Here is a 19,116-nt window from a genome sequence, read left to right as displayed (position 1 = left end):
GGGAGCATCCCAAGCATGAACTGGGCCACGCCCGAGGAACGACGGAATCTGGGCCAATCGCGGCGCAGGCAGTTGCGTCGCCAGCAAAACGATCAACTCAACATCAAGGCGCGCAAGGCAACGCCGCTCTCGCTGCTGGAGCGAGCCGAGCACGGACGCGTTCCCGCTCTGCTGAAACTGAAACATCAGCTCATGGCGCAATCGCCTTTCAGCTACTTCCGCGGCGCCGCGCCGGTCATGGCCGCCGATCTCGCCGTGCTGCCCAACACGGGCATTGAAGCGCAACTCTGCGGCGATGCCCACGTGCGCAACCTCGGTGCCTTTGCCGCACCGGATGGCAGGCTCGTCTTCGACATCAACGACTTCGACGAAACCATCCGCGGCCCCTTCGAGTGGGATTTGAAGCGTATGGCCGTCTCACTCGTTCTTGCCGGGCGTGAGTCGCGCCATAAAGAGTCCTCGGCGCGCGAGGCCGTGGAACAATGCATCCTGCGCTACTGCGAGCAGATGCGCGTCTTTGCAAAAATGCCCTTGCTCGAAGTGGGACGATTCCAGGTGCATCGCCTCGGCAACGTTGAGCCTGTTCACAAGGCCTTGCTCAAAGCGGAGCGTGCCACTCCCCAGCACAATCTCGAACTACTCATTGGACCCACACCGGGCAAGCCAGGCACCCGGCGATTCAAGGAGATCAAACCCAACCTCACGCGCATCACAGGTTCGCAGGCGGAAAAGGTTCTCAGCGCGCTCGATCCTTATCGCGAAATCCTGGAGTCGCAGCGCCAGCACCTGCTCTCGCTCTATCGTCCCGTCGACGTGGCCTTCAAAGTGGTCGGAACGGGCTCCGTGGGCCTGCGCGATTATTGCATCTACTTCGAGGGCAACGGACCGAACGATCCGCTCTTTCTGCAGATCAAGGAAGAAGCTCCGTCGGCCTACACGCCCTACCTGTCGGGCGCTCGTCCGTGTTTGCACAACGGCCAGCGCGTGGTCATCGGACAGCGCGCCATGCAGTTGCAGTCCGACCCGTTTCTGGGCTGGACGCACATCGGCGCACGCCACTTCCTGGTCCGTCAGCTCAATGACCACAAGGGTTCCATCGATCTCACAGATCTTGCCGGGAGCGGGCTCATGGCGTTCGGCGAAGTCTGCGGCGAACTGCTCGCTCGAGGCCACGCCCGCTCCGGGGACCCGCAGGTTATTGCCGGCTATCTTGGCTCCGGCGGAACCTTCGCGGAAACTCTGGCAAAATTCGGAGTTCTCTATGCCAACCAGACCGAAAAGGATTGGCAAGCCCTCCGCCGCTCCGGCAAAGTTGAAACAACGTGAACCTGCGATTGTGCCAGGGCGGACTTTAAAGGCTGCGGAAAAACTCGTCGAAGGCCGGTTTGTGTCGGGGCACGACTCGGGGTACCCCCTGGGTCGCGTGCTGTAATCGCAGCAGAATATGACCGGGGCTTTGGCCCCTGAGGAAAGTACATGAAGAGCGTCAATCGCCGCCAATTCGCGCAAGGCATCGCATCCACCGCAATCGCGGGCTGTTTATTGCACGCAGAACCCGTGTGCGATGCGCAGAACATATCTGCCACCAAACTGCCATTCCCGCTCTCCATCATGCTGTGGACCGTGTGGACCGATCTACCCTTCGAGCAGCGCTTAGCCAACGTAGCGCAAGCCGGCTACAGCAACGTCGAACTTGTAGGCGAATATGCAAAATGGAGCGAAGCGGACTACGCCAGCGCGAACGCAGCGCGCCAAAAACTGGGCATCCGCTTTGACGCAACCGCCGGGTTGCATAATGGTGTCGGTAATCCTGCGTTGCTCGATGCTTTTCTAGCTGAGTTCAAGCAGGCGTTGATACCAATGCAAAAGCTCGATTGCCCCGCGATGATCGTCCTCTCCGGCAACGTCGTCCCGGGCCTGTCACGCGAACAACAACATCAGAGCTGCATCGACGGCCTGAAACGTGCCGCAGAACTGATCGAAGGCAAACGGATCGACGGTCAGCTCGTGCGCCTGCTGCTCGAGTGCATCGATCCCGAGGAGAATCCACGCTACTTCCTGCAATCGGCCGCTGAAGCCATCGACATCGTCCGTGCCGTCAACCACCCGCAGGTGCAATTTCTCTACGATCTCTTCCACGAGCAGATCGCCGAAGGCAATCTTATCGAAAAGCTCGACAAGCACATCGATGTGATCGGCCTCATCCACGTCGCCGACGTCCCTGGCCGTCACCAGCCCGGTACCGGCGAAATCAACTACGCCAACATCTATCGCAAGCTTGCCGAACTGCACTACCGCCACGCGATCGCCATGGAATTCCACCCCACGGGTGATCCGGTGTCGACTCTCCGCGAAGCGAGACAAATGGCGTCAAGCGCCACCTCCTGAGAAGGCAGCAGGTGGCGCTTGAGCAAAGCGGCTATTCTGCCGGAGATGCCGCGGGCGCCGGTTTTGGCATTTCAAAAACGGCGGGGTCGACGGTCTTGTTCAGTTCGACCTTCTTGATCGCGATGTTCAGTCCGAACTGGCCGCCAAAGTCGATGTCCAGGGCATAGGGCATCAGGAAGCCCACTTCTGTTTTACGGTAATCCGACAATTTCGTCGTAACCTCGACCTCTTGCCCCTGCATGTCGCCTTTTGTCGTTAGCGACCTGACAAGATATGTCGCGGGATCGATGAGATAGGTCGAGTCAACATTGTCCTTGGTGGTCAGCTTGATCTTGTAAGCATCGCCATCTTTTCCCATCAGTTCGACTTTGCTGCCTTTGGCCGCGTAGTCGTAAAGCGCACCGCCGATATAGATATTCGCCTTGTTTGCTTTGTACTGATCATCCGGAATCGGCGTGGGATCGGCAGCGCCGGCCATCGGATTGATCATCCAGCCACCCTTGTCGTTGTAGCACTGAACGATCTTCTGCCCGTTGAAATCGGTCTCGCTCTTGTAGCCGACACCATCGACGATTACAGTCGTGCTCGGGACTTCGTTGCCCATGACCGAGACCGTGCTTTCCGTGGTGACGGTCTTCACCTGGCTGATCGCGTCTTTCCCGCCGATGGCAGCGACGTATTTGGCGACAATCTCGTCGGCCGTTAGTGCCTGATCGGCCGTCGGTGCCGGAGCCGCCGTCTGGGCCGGGCTGACCGCGGGCTCCTGCCCGGTGCTCTGCGCATTTGCCGACAACACGCCCGCCATTCCTGCAATCACAACTATGCCGCACATAAGAATTTTCATTCTGCGTTTTCCACCTTTCGTGTGCGTTCAGGCACACCCCTTCATGCGGAACCAGTGTAGCCCGCAAACAGCTTTTACGCCGTGAGATCGATAAATGTTCCCGCAATACTTTGCCTCGCCCCCAGGGCGGTGCTCAGGCTTTGAACGGCGACGGTCCCACGAGTTCTATGTCGAATTTGCTCCAAAATGCTGCGTCCTCGGTCGGTGGATTGGGGATCGCCGTGGCGCGCAGAAACTCCTCCATCTTGCCGGCCGGCGAAAACGAGATCAGCATGTGGCTCGGCTTGCCGGCCACCGCCGCAAATGTATGCGGAATCCCGCGCGGCCCAAGGATCGACTCGCCCGCATGAAGCGTAAGCCGCTTGTCGCCCACGGCAAACCGCACTTCTCCTGAAATCAGGTAGAAGTACTCCTCCTGGTTCGGGTGTTTATGCAGCGGGGGTCCGCCATTCACAAGGTTCATGTGCTCGATGACAAATAACCCATTGCTCGTCTCCCGGGGCAGGACCTTGAAAAGAATGGAACTGTACCCGCGCGAATGCGCTTCGCCCAGCCGATCTTTGCCCGCGCCAATCACCATGCCCTGTGGCGGGGCGTCTGCTCCCGGAAGGCCGGCGAACGCCATAGGATCTAGCCCGGCTGCCGGCAGGAACGCTGCTGCGCTTTTGAGAAAACTACGACGCTTCATGATCGGAACCTCCAAAACCCGTGGAAATGCTGAGAGAGTGAACGGCTCGACGCGAAGAAGTTGCAACATCGGTTTCTGCAAGGGGAATCGTCGCTCTAAGCCTAACCACCGGCCCACTCGAATCGCAATCGAATTCGATATCGTAATGCCAGGCTTGGGCCACGGGAGGGATTAGGTGAAGAAGATCGCAAGTCATGCAATCGTCGCGGTTTTGGTGTTCGCCGGAACGGTAGCCGTGATGCGTTCGCAGCAGGCGGGTACGCATCGGCTTCCGCAATTCGAAAACGAAGACGTGAAGGTGTGGAAGTCCGTCGTCTATTCCGGCGCGCCGTTGACGATGCACCGCCACGACCATCCCCGCGTCATCATCGCGCTCAAAGGCGGCACCATGAAGATCGTCGAAGAGACCGGCGGTTCCGAAGAGCACGCATGGGAAACCGGCCATGCCTACTGGCTTCCCGCCAATCCTCCCGGCACGCAACACGCCGACGTGAACGCAGGCAAAGATCCAATTGAAGTGATGGTGGTAGAACTGGAAAAAGAACACTAAAGCGAGAAGCTCGTCCTCCCGATCCCGCGAGGGCTGACACCTGATAGCTCAAATACTAACCAACCGGTACCAGCTTGCGGTCCGATGCCTCGCGCTTCGGTTCGTTGATCAGCTCCAGCTGCGTAGGAGATGCATTAAGGTGCAATGTCTTCGCGTTCGAGGAGAGCCGCAGCAGCATCTTTGCCTGGTCGAAGGTCACAACAAATTTCGCCAGCGGCGTCGATCCCACGTTCACCAGCGGAAACGCCGGATTGATTTCAACGAACGCCTGCCTGAACGTGTAGCGCCCCAGCCGCACATCCGGGCGCAACCGCGCCGCTTTGATCTGAAATCGTGTTGCCAGCGATTCGCCGTTTCCGAACGCGATCGGCGTTGACAGGAATTTCAGATGCTCCGCCACCGTTTCCGGGAAACTCAGTCCCGTGCCTCCTGAATCGATCTGCGCCTCCACATGCATCCCTCCGATCCGCAGCGCGACAATCGGGACCCCATCCGGCATGCGAAACGGTAAAGCCGAACTGCCGCCGTCCTGCGCAATCTCTCCTCGAGCGAGCACGAGGCGCCGCTCCGGAAAATTCAGCGTCAGCAGATAATCCTTGAAGAGCGTAAACCCCAGCACGCCCTGGCAATTCTCTCCCTCGCCGTACAGCTTGTGGCGGACCGCTTTCACCTGCGCAAATTCCACGCCCGCAATCGTGACCGCACGCATCAAGACAATTTCGGACCGCTGTTCTCCCAGACCGCTCGGGTCCGTGAGCCGCGCATGTCCCACGACCGGCAGCGCGAGTTGCTCGGCCAGCTCCGGCGACACCAGCGCCTGTGTGCCCGTGCCTGTGTCGATCAGGAAGCGGAAGGGACCCCGCTCATTCACCATCACAGAAACATACGGCTTGTCGTAGAGCAACTCGATCGAAGCAGAGTAGGACGCAGCCACTTCTGTTGTGGGCCGAAGATCCTGGGCCCGCGAAGCCGCCGATCCGATCCAGAGCACGCACGCACATCCCAGCGCGGCGCTCAAAGCGACCTTGCCCGGGACAGGCATGGCGTTCTCCTTTCGCGCGCGTGCTCAACGCGATCTGGATCCGAATCGCACCATGATTCTACGAGCATTTCGGCTCTGCAGTTCACCTAAGTTGCAGGATTGGACCTCCAAGCCGCAGGACGGCCCCGCTCTACAATGGACCGGTATGCCCACCACCGTCCGCTCGCACGCCAAGATCAACCTCGGACTCGGAATAGGCGCGCCTCGCCCGGACGGCTTCCACGCACTCGTCACCGTCTACCAGACCCTTCAGTTGCATGACCTCGTCCGGGTAAGCGCGCAACCTGCTTCCAAAACAACGGTGCGGATGGTCTCGAATGACGATCGGGTTCCGCTCGACGAACGCAACACGGCTTGGAAGATGGTTGATCTCGCACTAGGAGAGTTAGGCATCTCCGCCGAGGTGAGAATATTCATTGAAAAGCGTCTTCCTGTCCAAGGCGGACTCGGGGCGGGCTCCGCTAATGCTGTAGCCGCTCTCATCGGCCTCGAAAAGGAACTCAAGTCATGGAAGAACTTGGAGAAGGGTTTCGATTCTGAGGTCCGCAACTGGCCTGGTCAACGACTGAATCTCGCCGCCCAGGTCGGCTCCGATGTCCCTTTGTTTCTGATAGGTGGCGCCGTTCTGGGCTTGGACCGAGGCCAGGAAGTCTATCCCCTACCCGACTTCGAACCCGTCTGGTGCGTCATCGCCACCCCCTCGATCGGCGTCTCCACCCCCCAGGCCTTCCGCGACTGGGACGCCCTCTGCGCCGCCGAAGGTTTGACCCCCGAGGCAAGTACCGATAAACTAAATGAGTTGAGCCGCGCCTATGCCAGCGCCTTCGCAGGAGCAATCCGGCAGGGTCAGCATGGATCAGGCTCCTCCGGTGTCTCTACTTTGGGTGGAGACCTCGCCGGACCTCAAGAGTCCGCGCTTGTCCGCACCGGGATCAGTAGCTGGATCCAAAACGACTTTGAACGCGTCGTCTTTTCCCAGCATCCCTCCCTTGCAGAAATCAAGCGTCTTCTTGCGGCTACCGACACTCCGGAGGCAGCCCTTCATGCATCGCTGTCCGGGTCCGGTTCGGCGCTCTTCGGGTTGTACCTGACCCAGAGAGATGCACAGGCAGCTCAGGAACGGCTGACTGCGGCAGGCGTCGAGAGCCAGATCACGCGTACCCTGCCGCGCTCGGAATATTGGGCCAACATGCTTGTGCAGCAACAAGGTTGACAGCCGGGCTGGGCGGGAGAGAGACTCGCGAACGGCTGCCAATCAGGATATTCGGGATAACCTCGAATTTTTCGCGGAAGTTGGGCGATCGTCTAATGGTAGGACAATGCCCTTTGGAGGCATTTGTCTAGGTTCGAATCCTAGTCGCCCAGCCAGTTTTTTGTGTACGACCGGAATGCAGCCAAAGCCAACCAGCTTGGAGGTACCTCGGAAATGATGGAAGTAGGAACGGTGACAGAAACGTTGGAAGACAAGCAGACACCCGGTGCGGGCGACGCCAACAAGCAGCCCAATCCAGGCCAGAACCCTGGCCAAAACCCGGACCAGAGAGCGAAGGATGCCAAACCGGCACCGGAGCGCAAGCGGACCCGCAATCTCAGCGAGGACCGGCGCTTCAAGCTCTTCAGCGGGACAGCCAACCGTCCCTTGTCAGAGGAGATCGGACGCCACATCGGCGTTCCCGTCGGTGAGGTCAAGCTCCAGCGCTTCGCCGATGGCGAAGTCTACTTCCAGTTGCTTGAGAATGTCCGTGGTGTGGACGTCTTCGTAGTACAACCCACCTGCTATCCCGTCGATCAGAACCTGATGGAACTTCTCGTCATGATCGACGCCCTCAAGCGCGCCTCCGCCGCCCGCATCACCGCCGTGGTCCCCTATTACGGGTACGCGCGCCAGGATCGCAAAGACCGACCGCGCGTCGCCATCAGCGCCAAGCTTATTGCCGATCTGCTCACCACCGCCGGCGCCCACCGCGCCCTCTTCGTCGACCTGCACGCGGCCCAGATTCAGGGGTTCTTCAACATCCCCGTCGATCACATGTTCGCCAGCCCGGTGCTGGTCAGCCACTTCCGCTCGCTCGCACTGCCCAACCTCACCGTGGTTTCGCCGGACGCGGGCGGTGTGGAGCGTGCCCGCCACTTTGCGCAGAAGATGGGCGCACCGCTGGCCATCGTCGACAAGCGCCGCACCGACATCAATGTTGCCGAAGTCATGAACGTAGTCGGCGACGTCGCCGGCAAGACCGCCCTTATCATCGACGACATTATCGATACCGCCGGCACGCTCGTCAAAACCGTCGACGCGCTCTATGCCAGCGGCGCCTCGGCGGTGTACGCCTGCGCCAGTCACGCCGTGCTTTCCGGCCCGGCCATCGACAGAATTGCCAACTCGCGCCTGGAACAGGTGGTTGTCACCAACACCATTCCTTTGCGCGAGGCGGCCCAGAAGTTGCCCAAGATCAAAGTGCTCTCCATCGCCGGCCTGTTAGGCGCGGCCATTGAGAGCATCCACATGGAGACCAGCGTCAGTACGTTGTTTAGCTGAGTTCAGAGTTCGTAGTTCTGAGTTCACAGCACGCAACGACAGAGATCAACACTCAATTCACAGAACGGTTCGAATGGTTTTTCAACTCTGAACTTCGAACTAAGAACTGTGAACTTGCCCAACAAAGGGAGCGGCGCTTCAAAACGCCCGTGCCCGAATACAGAAAAGAGAATCGAATGCCTGAAGTTGTCGTAACCAAGCCCCGTGAGGGCAAGTTCAATAAAAATGCCGCGCGCCGCGTGCGTGTCGCCGGAAAGATTCCTGCTGTCCTTTATGGTGCGGGTCATGATGCCGTCGCGGTCGAAGTCGACCCCAAGCAGATCTCGCGGATACTTTTCTCTGAGACCGGCCAGAACACCATCTTCGATGTCGAGGTCGCCGGCTCTCCGGCAGCCAAGGCCATGATTGTCGACACGCAGCGCGAGCCCATCCAGGACAAGCTGATCCACATCGACATGAAGCGTATCGCGCTCGACAAGCTTCTCCGTGTCAGCGTCCGCGTCAAGCTGCTCGGTATTCCAGTCGGTGTGAGAACCGAAGGCGGAATTCTCGACCAGGTTCTGCGCGAAGTTGAAATCGAGTGCCTGCCCGCCGACATCCCGAACCACATCGATGTCGATGTCAGCGAACTCGCGATGCACGGCGTTCTACGTATCAGCGATCTACCGCACTCCGACAAGATCGAGTACCTGAACAACGAAGACGCGACAGTGGCCCACGTCGTTTCGATCCGCGAAGAAGTTGTCGAAGCTCCTGCCGAGGGCGAAGTGGTTGCAGTCGGCGAACCCGGTGCAACGCCCACCGAACCAGAAGTGGCCAAGAAGGGCAAGACCGAACCTGCCGCGGCAGAAGGCGCTGCTGCCAAGCCACCCGCTGCCGGAGGGAAGAAGTAAGCAACGGTGGAAGATCAGAACGAGCACGGAATTCGGCCCGGCCCCACTAAGCCATTTTTGGTTGTGGGGCTCGGCAATCCCGGACTCGAGTATTTGTGGACGCCGCATAACGCGGGGTTCATGGCAATTGACCGCATCGCCGAGCAAGCTGGCGTTGTGGTGCAGAACCGGCGCTGCCGGGCCGTTACCGCAACCTGCCGTATCGCAGGGCGCGAAACGATCCTGGCCAAGCCGGAAACATTTATGAATCTCAGCGGGCTCGCACTCGCCGCTCTGGTTCAGGAGTTCGAGGTGGACCCGGCACGAGATCTGCTCGTGATTTACGACGAGCTCGACCTGGTGCTGGGGACATTCAAGATCAGGGAGCGCGGTTCGCCCGCGGGACACAACGGAGCCCGCAGTGTAACTTCGGCCCTGCGCAGCCAGGAGTGGCTGCGCTTGCGTATCGGCGTAGGACCGGATTTGCCGCCAGAAGCCATCGTGGCCGGCAGCAAACGACCGGGCAGGGATTACCTTCTTTCGCCCATGCGCAAGGTGGACCTGGCGAAACTCGATGAGGTGCTCGACAAAGTGGCAACCGCCACCGGGCGCATCATCCAGGAAGGACCGGGCTCCGCAATGAACGAATTTAACCGCCGCGAGTAAAACAACCCGGCGGAAGGGATGAAGGCAGGGAACAGGGATCAGGGAACAGGGATTAGCAAGGCAAACAGCTTCGAAGAATCACTGTCCACTGATCACTGTCCACTGTTCACTGAGATTGCACGGCCGGGGCCAACGGGTTCCGGCGGAAAAGGAATACAGATGTCTCGTTTGTATGAGGTTATGTTCATCGTTCGGCCCGATGTGGCCGAAGAAGAAGTCGACAAGCTGATCGCGGGCTTCACCACCAACGTCACCAACGGTGGCGGCGTGGTCAAGAACCTGGAGAAGATGGGCCGCCGCAAGCTCGCTTATCTCGTCCGCAAGTTCAACGACGGCAATTACATCTTGATGACGATCGAGGCCGGCGGCGCCGTGGTGCTGGAATTGGAACGCCGTCTCCGCGTTTCAGAGCCGATCATCAAGTTCATCACCGTGCGCATTGACGAGGAAGAAAAGCGTCTGGCGAAGGTCAAGGCACTCCGAGGCACGCGCCGCAAGGTCAGCGCGGAAGCGCCTGCGGCCGCTGCACCGGCCGCTCATGCGCCGGTTGCCGCAGCGCCGGTTGCCGAGGCCGCTCCTGAAAGTGTCCCGGCCAGCGCTTAGCGTTCCATGGATTTCGCCGCCTTCGCGTCCCGGTAAAGGTACGCTCGCGGCGGTTCGACACTGCCTTTCTGTGCCTGGGATCAGGCGCCAGAAAGCCAACAGAATAAAGAGGAAACAAAATGTCTGATGAAACGGTAAAAGCGCCCGAAGCGAGCGCACCAGCACCACAAAGCGAACGCCCGTCCGGTGGACCCGGTGGTCGACCCGGCGGACGTCCCGGTGGATCCGGCGGCCCCGGTGGACGTGGCAAGTTCTTCCGCCGCAAGAAGGTCTGCAAGTTCTGCACCGAGAAGATTGACGCCATTCCTTATCGGGATGTCCGCCTGTTGCAGGGATTTGTGGCCGAGCGTGGCAAAATCGTGCCCCGACGGCTCACCGGAGTGTGCACCACGCACCAGCGCCGCCTGACGCGGGCCATCAAGCAGGCACGCAATATCGCCCTGCTGCCCTTTGCAACAAGGCACTAACTTGCACGCTCTGAGGCACCTCTGTTACCTATGACGCTTTAGTTGTAGTGATTGAATAATTTCGCAGGCGACGTCCGCGCAAGAATCGCGATAGAATCTGGCGCGGCGCAACTGAAAGTCAGCCGCCTGTGTCTAACACAACGGACGGACGGCACGATGTCTGGCTGCCCGTAAATCTGGAGAGTTTCACATGGAAGTCATACTGAAAGAAGACGTAGCCAACCTCGGCCACCGCGGCGATGTCGTGAAGGTGGCGGACGGCTACGGCCGCAATTTCCTGCTCCCCCGCAAGCTGGCGCTGCAGGCCACACTGGCCAACAAGGCCGTCATTGAACAAATGAAAGAAGCTGCCGCGCGCCGCTCTGCCACCGAAAAGGTGCAGGCGCAGGAACTGGTCGCCAAGCTCGAACCTGTTGTGCTCAGCTTCACCCGCAAATCCGGCGAGAACGGCCAGCTCTTCGGCTCCGTCACCTCCGCCGATATTGCCGGTGAGCTTGCTGCCAAGGGCTTTGAAGTGGACCGCCGCAAGATTCAGCTCAACGAACCGATCAAGAGCCTGGGCGATTTCACCATCTCCGTCAAGCTGCACCGCGAGGTCACCGCGCACCTGCGGGTCACGGTAGCGGCCGATGCGTCTCAGGAAGTGCACGAGCCGGTCGCCGCAACCGCTGTCGCTGATTGACAGCACAGCTCTTCTGACCAGCCGCCTCCCGCCGCAAACGGGGGGCGGTAGTGTCTCCGGCCACTTCCCCTCCCGTCACAAAAGCTGACTGCACCGGCGACCCTTGGTGCGCAATTCAGCTCAGCCCGAGATTCGTCACAGAGACCAGTCGCCCCACCATCAAGACTTAGAGCCACCAGAGAAACAGCCTCCCCGCCCCGGGTCCGGACGATAGGAGGTTCGATGGAGCACAACCTCTCCGTCAAATCCGTCGCGGCGAAAACGGCCCGTCCAAATGTCCGTGTTCGCGAGCCGTACTCCAGCGGATCCTACATGAAACCGATGCCATCCAGGCCGATCCACAGCTACCTGAAGATATTCTTCTCCGGCATCCCGCCGCTCAGCTTGATCAGCTTTTTCACGGCCTTCGTGAACTTCGCCTGGAATCCCGATCCATCCGGAATCATGTCCCACGAAAACAAGATCCGCGCCCGCGTCGAGGGAATCGACGGATCGAGATTGTTGTCGGTGTCGTAGCAGGTGCGGGCCTTCTTGCCCGCGATTGCATCCACCGTCAGCCGCGCCAGCGGCGCCCGCGTCTGCATTGAGTCGCTCGCATCGTACACGTCCCACACGATCGTGTTGGCATCGAGCGCATCGAGAAAAATATCGCAGTGTCCATCGGGCTGTTTGACGGTTAAGATCGTCGCCGTGGGATCGATCGAAATCTCCAGATTGTCGTTCGCCCCGTCTTCCGCGCTGTACGCAAGCATCGTCCCGTGGATGTATTCAAAGAGTTCAGCCGAGGTTGGCTCGTGGGGTGGCGTCTTCTTCTTGTGCGTGGAGGTCTGGGCGGCGCAAGGGTACACGGCGATCGCCAGAACAGCTGCGCAAACTACCGTCGCCAGTCGCGAACCGGCCCTTCTCTCGACCTGAATCATGAGGTTTCCAGCCCATCATAGGGTAAAGATGACCAAAAACGAGCGGCCCTCCTGCCCCCGGGACACCCATCCGTAACGGGTCACGGATAACGAATCGCGTAGACTCCCATGATGGACTCTTCAGCTAGATTCAACCAATAGAGGAGCTTGCGGTCGCACTCCTTCGTAAATCATTGAAAAGAGAGATTTTCTTTACAGAGATGGTTGGGCATTCCCGCCATTCCTGTTTGGGGTCCGGGTCCGGCATCATCGGATGAGCGGGAACGGAAGCTGGAGCATGCCGTCTTCCAGTTCGAGCGCTTCGAGCCATCGGCGAATGCTCGCGCGCACCGCTTCTACCGCAACTCCTTCATACTCTGCCGGAAAGCTGTCCAGTCGCACCAAAGCCCGGCGCAGCAAAGATCCTGCCCCCGCGCGATTCCCACGCTTCAGATGATGGAAGGCCGCCGTGACCTGGATCAGGGCCTGCAGGAACGTCTTCTCAGGCTCATCGCACCTCAGCCAAATGCCTTCCCAATGTTCATGGGCATCGAAGAATTCCTGCTTCTGGTAGCAGCGCAGTCCCTCGGCGAGCGGTCCCTTTGTCCAGTCAAGCAGCATCGTAAATTCATTATCACTTTGTCCGAAGTCGAGCAGAGCGAATGAGGCAGAGGGAAGAAGATGTTGGCGCAATGGCAAAGGCCAGATAACTCTTCGGCCGGTTTTTGCGTCTCTTCTGTTGTAGCTGGAAACGCGAAGTTTCAGGGCTCAAGGCGGGGTCAGCTGCATAAAGGCTCCTTAACAAGGACGTTTAGCCGAATAGAAGAAAGCAAATCATATCGCAACAGGGCTCGCCTAACTGCAAGTATCTGCTCGATTTGTTGCCCGCAGGACAACTAGTGGAACGTACCAACGAGCGTTGAAGCGTCCGTCACCGCATTTGTGTCTGCAAGTCAGTGCGCATGCTGGTGACTGCCGGTTAAGAGTTTCAAGGGCTTCCTGCAAGATGAGGAAAGTGCCGCTGGGGCGGCTGTGGAAAACGCTCCACCAAGCGAGGATGGCGAAGCCTTGCTCAAAAACAGCAGTATCCCTTCGCAGGCCTCGTCTCTGAGCCTGGCAAGGCACTGGTTTGCGGTGTACACGACCTGCCGGCACGAGAAGCGCGTGGCTCGAAATCTGGAACAGAGGCAGATCGAGCACTTTCTGCCGATCTACCGCACGCAGCACACGTGGAAAGACGGAACCAGGGCGATGGTAGATCTGCCGCTGTTTCCTGGGTACGTATTTGTTCATATCGATTTGCACGATCGGATTGGAGTGCTTGAGGTGCCCGGCGTGGTTTCGATGATCGGAACGGCGAAGCAACCGGCGCCATTGCCGGACCTGGAAGTAGAAGCACTGCGCACTGGCCTCGACGCGACGAAGGCAGAACCGCACCCACTGCTCGCGGTCGGACAGCGAGTGCGCATCACGCGAGGCGCGCTCTCCGGTGTGGAAGGAATTGTCGTTCGCAAGAAAAGCGGGCTCCAGGTTGTGTTGACTCTCAGCCTGCTGATGCAAAGTATCGCCATCGAAGTAAGTGGCGATGATGTGGAGTTAGCCGGCACGTAATTCCGCCGGCGCCTGCAATACATATAAACACATAGAAAAAACGCATCGAAGACTCTTGTACGAATTGAAATGCCTTGATCCCTACCCTGAACGTTCTCCGGTTCCTTGTGCGGCTCATCTTCGGCAGCATCGAGGGCACATCGGAGGAAAACTATATTGCACGCCCATGCGCACGCCGCTGCGAACTCAGCCTTTAAAGAATTCGCGAGGGCATGGAAACACAAAAAGCGAGGGTATCGCGAATGCAAGGAAAAAGCACCGCCTTAAATATTTATGAAGCCGACACACCCGGAGTGAGCGCGATCGCAGCCGTCGGCTTCTTACATGAAGCAATCACGGCGACCGTCTCCAGGCGCCCCACACCTTATCTTTCGGCTGCAGTGCGAAGGGCGTTTTCGTGGCGCTACGCAGTATTGAAACGAACCATGGATATTCTTCTGGCGAGCATCCTCATCGTCCTGTTCTTCCCCGTGATGCTGGTGGTGGCGCTGGCGGTGGCATTGACCTCGCCAGGGCCGATCTTCTTTTCCCAGGAAAGGCTGGGACGATTCGGAGCGCCTTTCCGCATCATCAAGTTCCGCTCCATGTACACGCGGAAGCATAAAGACAACGTCTTCGAGATCAATGGACATCGCAGAAGTGACGAGGACCGTAGAAATGAAGCGGCGTATCCGCTGAACAAGGACGCGCCGGATCCTCGCATCACTCCGGTGGGACGCATTATCCGCAAGCTAAGCCTCGATGAGTTGCCGCAGTTGTTCAACGTGTTGCTGGGGGATATGTCGCTCGTGGGACCGCGGCCCATCGTCGAGGCCGAGGTTTCGCTCTACGGCCAACACTTCGCCTACTACGACCTCTTCCGGCCGGGCATCACGGGGTTGTGGCAGGTTTCGGGGCGCAGCGACGTCGGCTTTGAACGGCGCGTGCTCTTCGATCGAGACTACGCGAGCAAGTGGAGTTGCTTGCTCGACTTCAAAATCCTTACCCAGACGATTCCCGCTGTCGTTACGATGCGCGGAGCGTATTGAGCTGGGATTAGACCGGAGCTGGGCGGATCGCTTGTCGAAGGACATGCGACGCAGAGCTCCGGAGATTTGCGACCGGAAGACAAAAGCATGAGAGCGTGCGTACGTAAGTGCTTGCGGATATTGATCGCTTTTTCAGTTGCCCTATCCTCTGCCGCAACAAGAGCGCAAACCGAGCCACCCGCTGTGAATCCCGGGAGCACTCAGCAAGGCTCGACGAGTTCGAACTGCGCCAACGGCGACCTGTCGGCGTGCGTGTCGATGTCGCCGTCTGTCGAGTCGACCCCCTCCGCCGATGGAGGCGTTGGAACATCTTGGTCCTTTCCCACAATGAACCCCGGTGCGCCCACTGCGCCGATGTCGGTTTATCGGGATGACGCGGACGGGATCGACCGCACCGCCGGGCTTCGGCAGCACCCGTCGGGACCCGTCAAGCCGCAACCATTAACTGAATTTCAGATGTTGGTCGCCGGTTCCATCGGCCGAATTGTGCCCGTCTACGGGACCGATTTGTTTGCGAACGTGCCGAACACTTTCGCCCCCGTACAACGGCTCCCTGTCACGCCTGATTATGTAATCGGACCCGGCGACGAACTCCTGATTCGTACCTGGGGACAGGTCACCCAAAATCTGCATCTGACTGTCGACCGCTCAGGCTCCGTATACATTCCGCAGGTAGGTGAGTTTCGCTTGGCCGGGCTGCAGTTTCGCCAGTTGCAGAGCTTTCTTAAGGCGCGGCTCGACCGCGTATATCGCAACTACGACATGAATGTAAACCTTGGGCAGTTGCGTTCGATCCAGTTGTTTGTTACGGGAGAGGCGCGCCGGCCGGGAAGTTACACCATTAGCTCTCTGAGCACGCTTGTGAACGCAGTGTTTGCCTGCGGAGGACCGGGGCCGCAAGGATCACTTCGCCACATCCTGCTGAAGCGCAACGGCGAGTTTATCGCGGACTTCGATCTCTACGATCTCCTCTTGAAAGGGGACAAATCGAAGGATGTAAACCTGGAGACGGGCGACGTCCTTTACTTTCCGGCCGTAGGGGCCCAGGTCGCGGTAGTTGGCAGCGTCAATGTGCCCGCCATCTATGAGCTGCGCGGTCATGAAAGTATCGCTGAGGCGCTAGCTTTGGCGGGTGGCGTTTCAGCAGCCGCAGAGACGTCGACGCTGGAAGTTGAGCGCACGCAGAATGAATCAGCAGGAGCCAGCGCGCGCGTCGCCATCGACGTTCGAATGAATTCAACTTCGCTGGCTGCTCCGCTGCGCAATGCGGATATTCTTCGCGTTCGAGCGAAAGCGCCGCGCTTCGCCAAGACCGTGACCCTGCGTGGGAACGTGGCCACGCCGGGACGGTTTGCGTGGCACCAAGGAATGCGCGTCCGCGATCTGATCCCGAACAAAGAGTCATTGCTGACGCCGGACTATTGGCTGCGCCGTGAGCAACTCGGACTGCCGGTAGCGGACTTTCAACCCATGCTCCCGCCAGTCAAGATGGAGGCGCCGTCGGTCCAGTCTGGCCAAACGATCACTCAGCCCGTAACCCCAGCGGATGCACAGACTATCAATAGCGGGTTGTTTCCAGGATTGACAGCGGGCGTGCCCACGGATACCGCTGTACCGCAGGGCAATACGGCACAATTCCAGTCGCTGGCAGCTTCAAGCGAAGAGGGGACCGAGACAAAGAACGGGCAGCCCGGTAACGTGGCGAAGGTCTCAGGGTCAGCTCATGAAACCCTCGGCTCAGGCCCACACCTAGTGACAGCGCCGCATTTTCCAATCGAGACGCAGGTGGTAAGAACCTCACCGGATATTGATTGGAGCTATGCGGTCGTCGAGCGCGTTGACCCAAAGACGCTGACCACGCGTCTGCTTCCCTTCGACCTGGGCGCAGCAGTGCTGCAGGACGATGATGGCGCCAACATCGCACTCGAACCTGGCGACGTGATCACGATTTTTTCTGACGCGGACATCCGGGTTCCGCGTGCGCAACAGACGAAGTACATTCGCCTGGAGGGAGAGTTCGTTCACTCCGGCGTCTACAGCGCTTTGCCCGGCGAAACGTTGCGTCAGCTTGTGATTCGTGCTGGAGGGCTGACCCCGCAGGCCTATCTCTACGGGTCGCAATTCAGCCGCGAAAGCACAAGGCGCGAGCAGCAGCAGCGGCTTGACGAATACGTCTCTGCGCTGTCGTATCAAATCGAAATCTCCGCGTCGAATAAAGCTGCGTCGGTTGTTAGTCCGACGGAGGCAGCTACGGTTGGCGCTTCCTTGTCGAGCCAGCGCCAGTTGGTGAATCGGTTGCGGGAGATTCGCGCCACCGGGCGCGTCGTTCTTCACATCGATCCATTCAAGTCGGACATCGATTCGCTTCCTGATCTTCCATTGGAGGATGGGGATCGATTTGTCGTGCCTCCGGTTCCCTCGACTGTGGGAATCGTCGGCGCCGTTTACGATCCGAACTCGTTTGTCTACCAGGTGCACAAGCACGCAGGCGATTATCTGCGCACCGCCGGCGGTCCGAACCGGAATGCCGATCGGCGTCAGATCTTCATCATCCGCGCAGATGGATCGGTAGTAAGCAAGCAGTATCTTGATCGCACGCTTTGGGCGGACGACAAGTTCGACCGCCAGGTGATCTATCCGGGCGATACGATCATCGTTCCGGAACAACTGAACAAGACGACAATTCTGCGCGGCCTGACCGATTGGTCGGCCGTCTTTTCACAGTTCGCCCTTGGAGCGGCGGCGATCAATGTGATTCGCTAGTCGCGCATTCGATCGGATGTGATTGTGCAGTAAGGCATGCGTCAAAGACAACGAGTGTTGCGAGAACACCAATCGGAGTACAGGAACCATGGTGAATATGCGAAACGGCGGCACGGCAAATGAACAGCTTGAAGACATTGTCTTCCCGTCGACACATCCAGGCGAGCCGGAAGACCTCACATTCCTGGATGTTCTGCTCATCGTTACGCAGCGCAAGAAGCTGGTCGGAATCGTAACCGGGATGTGTGCAGGGGTCGCACTTCTTCTGGCATTCACACTGCCGCAGGAGTACACGGCGACGGTGACGATTCTTCCCCCGCAGGGGAATTCGTCGATGAGCTCCATGCTGGCCAGCCAGTTGGAGGGCATGGGTGGCGCAGTGAGCGGGATGGCCGGCAGCATGCTCGGCATGAAAAACGTCAACGACATGTACGTCTCGATGTTGAAGAGCCGCTCGGTTGAAGATGCGGTGATTCAGCGCTACGGACTGCAGTCGGAGTATCGAAAGACCAACCTGGCCGAAACGAGAAAAGCTCTTGAGAAGCACACCAAGATCGATGGAACGACCAAGGATGGCTTGATCCGGCTCAACTTCTGGGATCGAAATCCAAATCGGGCTGCGGAAATTGCGAACGGATATCTCAACCAGTTCAGAGATCTGTCGCAACATCTCGCCATTACCGAAGCATCGCAGCGCAGGGTTATCTTCCAGACTCAGCTCGATAAAACAAAAACCGATCTCGACAACGCCGATGAGGCCCTGAAGCGGACACAGCTCTCTACAGGGATGGTGCAGGTGGATGGCCAGGCCCGGGCAATGATCGATTCTGCAGCTCGCTTACGTGCCCAGATCGTTGCCAAGGAAGTGCAGATCGAAGCCATGCGGTCCTACGCCGGCGATGAAAATCCCGCGTTGACCCAGGCACAGACAGAACTTGACGGCCTGCGTACGCAATTCGACAAACTAGTTGGATCGAAAGGCGGCTCCGCAGACGATGTATTTGTTCCCAAGGGCGCGGTTCCTGAGGCCGGGCTGGAGTACATTCGCCGGCTGCGCGATGTGAAGTACTACGAAGCAATCTTTCAGGTCCTGGCGCGCCAGCTCGAACTTGCCAAGCTGGACGAAGCAAGAGAGGGCGCATTCATCCAGGTTGTGGATCCTGCGGTGCCTCCAGAAGAAAAGTCGTTTCCAAAGCGCGGTTTGTTTGGGATCGCCGGCGTTGCCGCGGGCTTCACCTTCGGAATTATGCTGGCTCTGCTGCGGGGAGGCCTGCTAAGAATGCAGCAAAATCCTGTCACCAAGGACAAGCTGGACCTCCTGAAACGATCTCTGTGGACCGGGCGCACCGCCAGGCCAAAGCAGGCCAAGGAGGAAGTGACGACTCTGCAAGCCAAGGAGGAAGTGACCAGGCTGCAACATGCACGGCCCGAGGCAACCAGCTGACGCAGTTTGCCTGTCCACTGTTGCGCTTCACTC

19 protein-coding genes and 1 tRNA gene are annotated in these 19,116 nt (G+C 58.9%); 15 read left to right on the top strand and 5 right to left on the bottom strand.

Annotated elements, in window-relative coordinates:
- Window positions 1-15: 15 nt before the first annotated feature.
- Together WCA10_RS25975 and WCA10_RS25970 are read left to right on the top strand one after the other, a co-directional pair.
- On the top strand, window positions 16-1,326 hold the full coding sequence (locus WCA10_RS25975; RefSeq protein ID WP_472825460.1) for a DUF2252 domain-containing protein: 1,311 nt from the start codon (window positions 16-18) through the stop codon (window positions 1,324-1,326).
- Between the two features lie 150 nt (window positions 1,327-1,476).
- On the top strand, window positions 1,477-2,388 hold the full coding sequence (locus WCA10_RS25970) for a hydroxypyruvate isomerase family protein (protein WP_472825459.1): 912 nt from the start codon (window positions 1,477-1,479) through the stop codon (window positions 2,386-2,388).
- 31 nt (window positions 2,389-2,419) lie between these two features.
- Here the strand turns inward: WCA10_RS25970 and WCA10_RS25965 are convergent, their stop codons facing one another.
- Both WCA10_RS25965 and WCA10_RS25960 read right to left on the bottom strand, forming a co-directional pair.
- The gene (locus WCA10_RS25965; RefSeq protein WP_472825458.1) at window positions 2,420-3,232 is read right to left on the bottom strand and encodes a hypothetical protein; all 813 of its coding nucleotides are present in this window, start codon (window positions 3,230-3,232) and stop codon (window positions 2,420-2,422) included.
- Between the two features lie 133 nt (window positions 3,233-3,365).
- Window positions 3,366-3,920 carry a cupin domain-containing protein gene (locus tag WCA10_RS25960; RefSeq protein ID WP_472825457.1) on the bottom strand — a complete coding sequence of 185 codons (555 nt, stop codon included), beginning with the start codon at window positions 3,918-3,920 and terminating at the stop codon, window positions 3,366-3,368.
- A gap of 175 nt (window positions 3,921-4,095) precedes the next feature.
- On the opposite strand from WCA10_RS25960, the gene WCA10_RS25955 reads away from it, so the two are divergent.
- Window positions 4,096-4,470, top strand: coding sequence for a cupin domain-containing protein (locus WCA10_RS25955; protein ID WP_472825456.1), 375 nt, complete (start codon window positions 4,096-4,098; stop codon window positions 4,468-4,470).
- 55 nt (window positions 4,471-4,525) lie between these two features.
- Here WCA10_RS25955 and WCA10_RS25950 read toward each other — a convergent pair whose 3' ends face one another.
- Window positions 4,526-5,512 carry an aspartyl protease family protein gene (locus WCA10_RS25950; protein ID WP_472825455.1) on the bottom strand — a complete coding sequence of 329 codons (987 nt, stop codon included), beginning with the start codon at window positions 5,510-5,512 and terminating at the stop codon, window positions 4,526-4,528.
- Between the two features lie 145 nt (window positions 5,513-5,657).
- Between WCA10_RS25950 and WCA10_RS25945 the strand changes: the two genes are divergently transcribed.
- The 8 genes from WCA10_RS25945 (at window position 5,658) to rplI (ending at window position 11,338) form a co-directional block, all read left to right on the top strand.
- Window positions 5,658-6,725 carry a 4-(cytidine 5'-diphospho)-2-C-methyl-D-erythritol kinase gene (locus tag WCA10_RS25945; RefSeq protein ID WP_472825454.1) on the top strand — a complete coding sequence of 356 codons (1,068 nt, stop codon included), beginning with the start codon at window positions 5,658-5,660 and terminating at the stop codon, window positions 6,723-6,725.
- 81 nt (window positions 6,726-6,806) lie between these two features.
- Window positions 6,807-6,880 (top strand) — tRNA-Gln (locus tag WCA10_RS25940).
- A gap of 58 nt (window positions 6,881-6,938) precedes the next feature.
- The gene (locus WCA10_RS25935; protein WP_472825453.1) at window positions 6,939-8,048 is read left to right on the top strand and encodes a ribose-phosphate diphosphokinase; all 1,110 of its coding nucleotides are present in this window, start codon (window positions 6,939-6,941) and stop codon (window positions 8,046-8,048) included.
- A 176-nt stretch (window positions 8,049-8,224) separates the two neighbouring features.
- Window positions 8,225-8,941, top strand: coding sequence for a 50S ribosomal protein L25 (locus WCA10_RS25930; RefSeq protein WP_472825452.1), 717 nt, complete (start codon window positions 8,225-8,227; stop codon window positions 8,939-8,941).
- A gap of 6 nt (window positions 8,942-8,947) precedes the next feature.
- On the top strand, window positions 8,948-9,586 hold the full coding sequence (pth, locus tag WCA10_RS25925; protein WP_472825451.1) for an aminoacyl-tRNA hydrolase: 639 nt from the start codon (window positions 8,948-8,950) through the stop codon (window positions 9,584-9,586).
- Window positions 9,587-9,745: 159 nt separating this feature from the next.
- On the top strand, window positions 9,746-10,189 hold the full coding sequence (gene rpsF, locus WCA10_RS25920) for a 30S ribosomal protein S6 (RefSeq protein WP_472825450.1): 444 nt from the start codon (window positions 9,746-9,748) through the stop codon (window positions 10,187-10,189).
- A gap of 119 nt (window positions 10,190-10,308) precedes the next feature.
- A complete protein-coding gene (gene rpsR / locus WCA10_RS25915) occupies window positions 10,309-10,656 on the top strand; it encodes a 30S ribosomal protein S18 (RefSeq protein WP_472825449.1) in 348 nt (115 codons plus the stop codon).
- 190 nt (window positions 10,657-10,846) lie between these two features.
- Entirely contained in the window at window positions 10,847-11,338 is a 492-nt protein-coding gene (gene rplI, locus WCA10_RS25910; RefSeq protein WP_472825448.1) for a 50S ribosomal protein L9, read from the top strand.
- Between the two features lie 344 nt (window positions 11,339-11,682).
- On the opposite strand, the gene WCA10_RS25905 is transcribed toward rplI, so the two are convergent.
- Complete coding sequence (locus WCA10_RS25905; protein WP_472825447.1) at window positions 11,683-12,258, bottom strand: hypothetical protein; 576 nt, start codon at window positions 12,256-12,258, stop codon at window positions 11,683-11,685.
- A 246-nt stretch (window positions 12,259-12,504) separates the two neighbouring features.
- Window positions 12,505-12,858, bottom strand: a complete 354-nt coding sequence (locus WCA10_RS25900) for a DUF309 domain-containing protein (RefSeq protein ID WP_472825446.1) — start codon at window positions 12,856-12,858, stop codon at window positions 12,505-12,507.
- Window positions 12,859-13,305: 447 nt separating this feature from the next.
- Here WCA10_RS25900 and nusG point away from each other — a divergent pair, with 447 nt between their 5' ends.
- From nusG to WCA10_RS25880, 4 genes are all read left to right on the top strand, one after another.
- Window positions 13,306-13,848 carry a transcription termination/antitermination protein NusG gene (nusG, locus tag WCA10_RS25895; protein ID WP_472825445.1) on the top strand — a complete coding sequence of 181 codons (543 nt, stop codon included), beginning with the start codon at window positions 13,306-13,308 and terminating at the stop codon, window positions 13,846-13,848.
- A 242-nt stretch (window positions 13,849-14,090) separates the two neighbouring features.
- Complete coding sequence (locus WCA10_RS25890) at window positions 14,091-14,876, top strand: sugar transferase (RefSeq protein WP_472825444.1); 786 nt, start codon at window positions 14,091-14,093, stop codon at window positions 14,874-14,876.
- Window positions 14,877-15,059: 183 nt separating this feature from the next.
- On the top strand, window positions 15,060-17,639 hold the full coding sequence (locus tag WCA10_RS25885; protein ID WP_472825443.1) for an SLBB domain-containing protein: 2,580 nt from the start codon (window positions 15,060-15,062) through the stop codon (window positions 17,637-17,639).
- Between the two features lie 88 nt (window positions 17,640-17,727).
- Window positions 17,728-19,083 carry a GumC family protein gene (locus WCA10_RS25880; protein ID WP_472825442.1) on the top strand — a complete coding sequence of 452 codons (1,356 nt, stop codon included), beginning with the start codon at window positions 17,728-17,730 and terminating at the stop codon, window positions 19,081-19,083.
- The last annotated feature ends 33 nt before the right edge of the window (window positions 19,084-19,116 follow it).

The organism is Occallatibacter sp. (genome assembly GCF_049582745.1).
Lineage (GTDB): Bacteria > Acidobacteriota > Terriglobia > Terriglobales > Acidobacteriaceae > Telmatobacter.
Note: the sequence above shows the minus strand (reverse complement) of the source record. Positions and strands in the feature narration are given on the sequence as shown.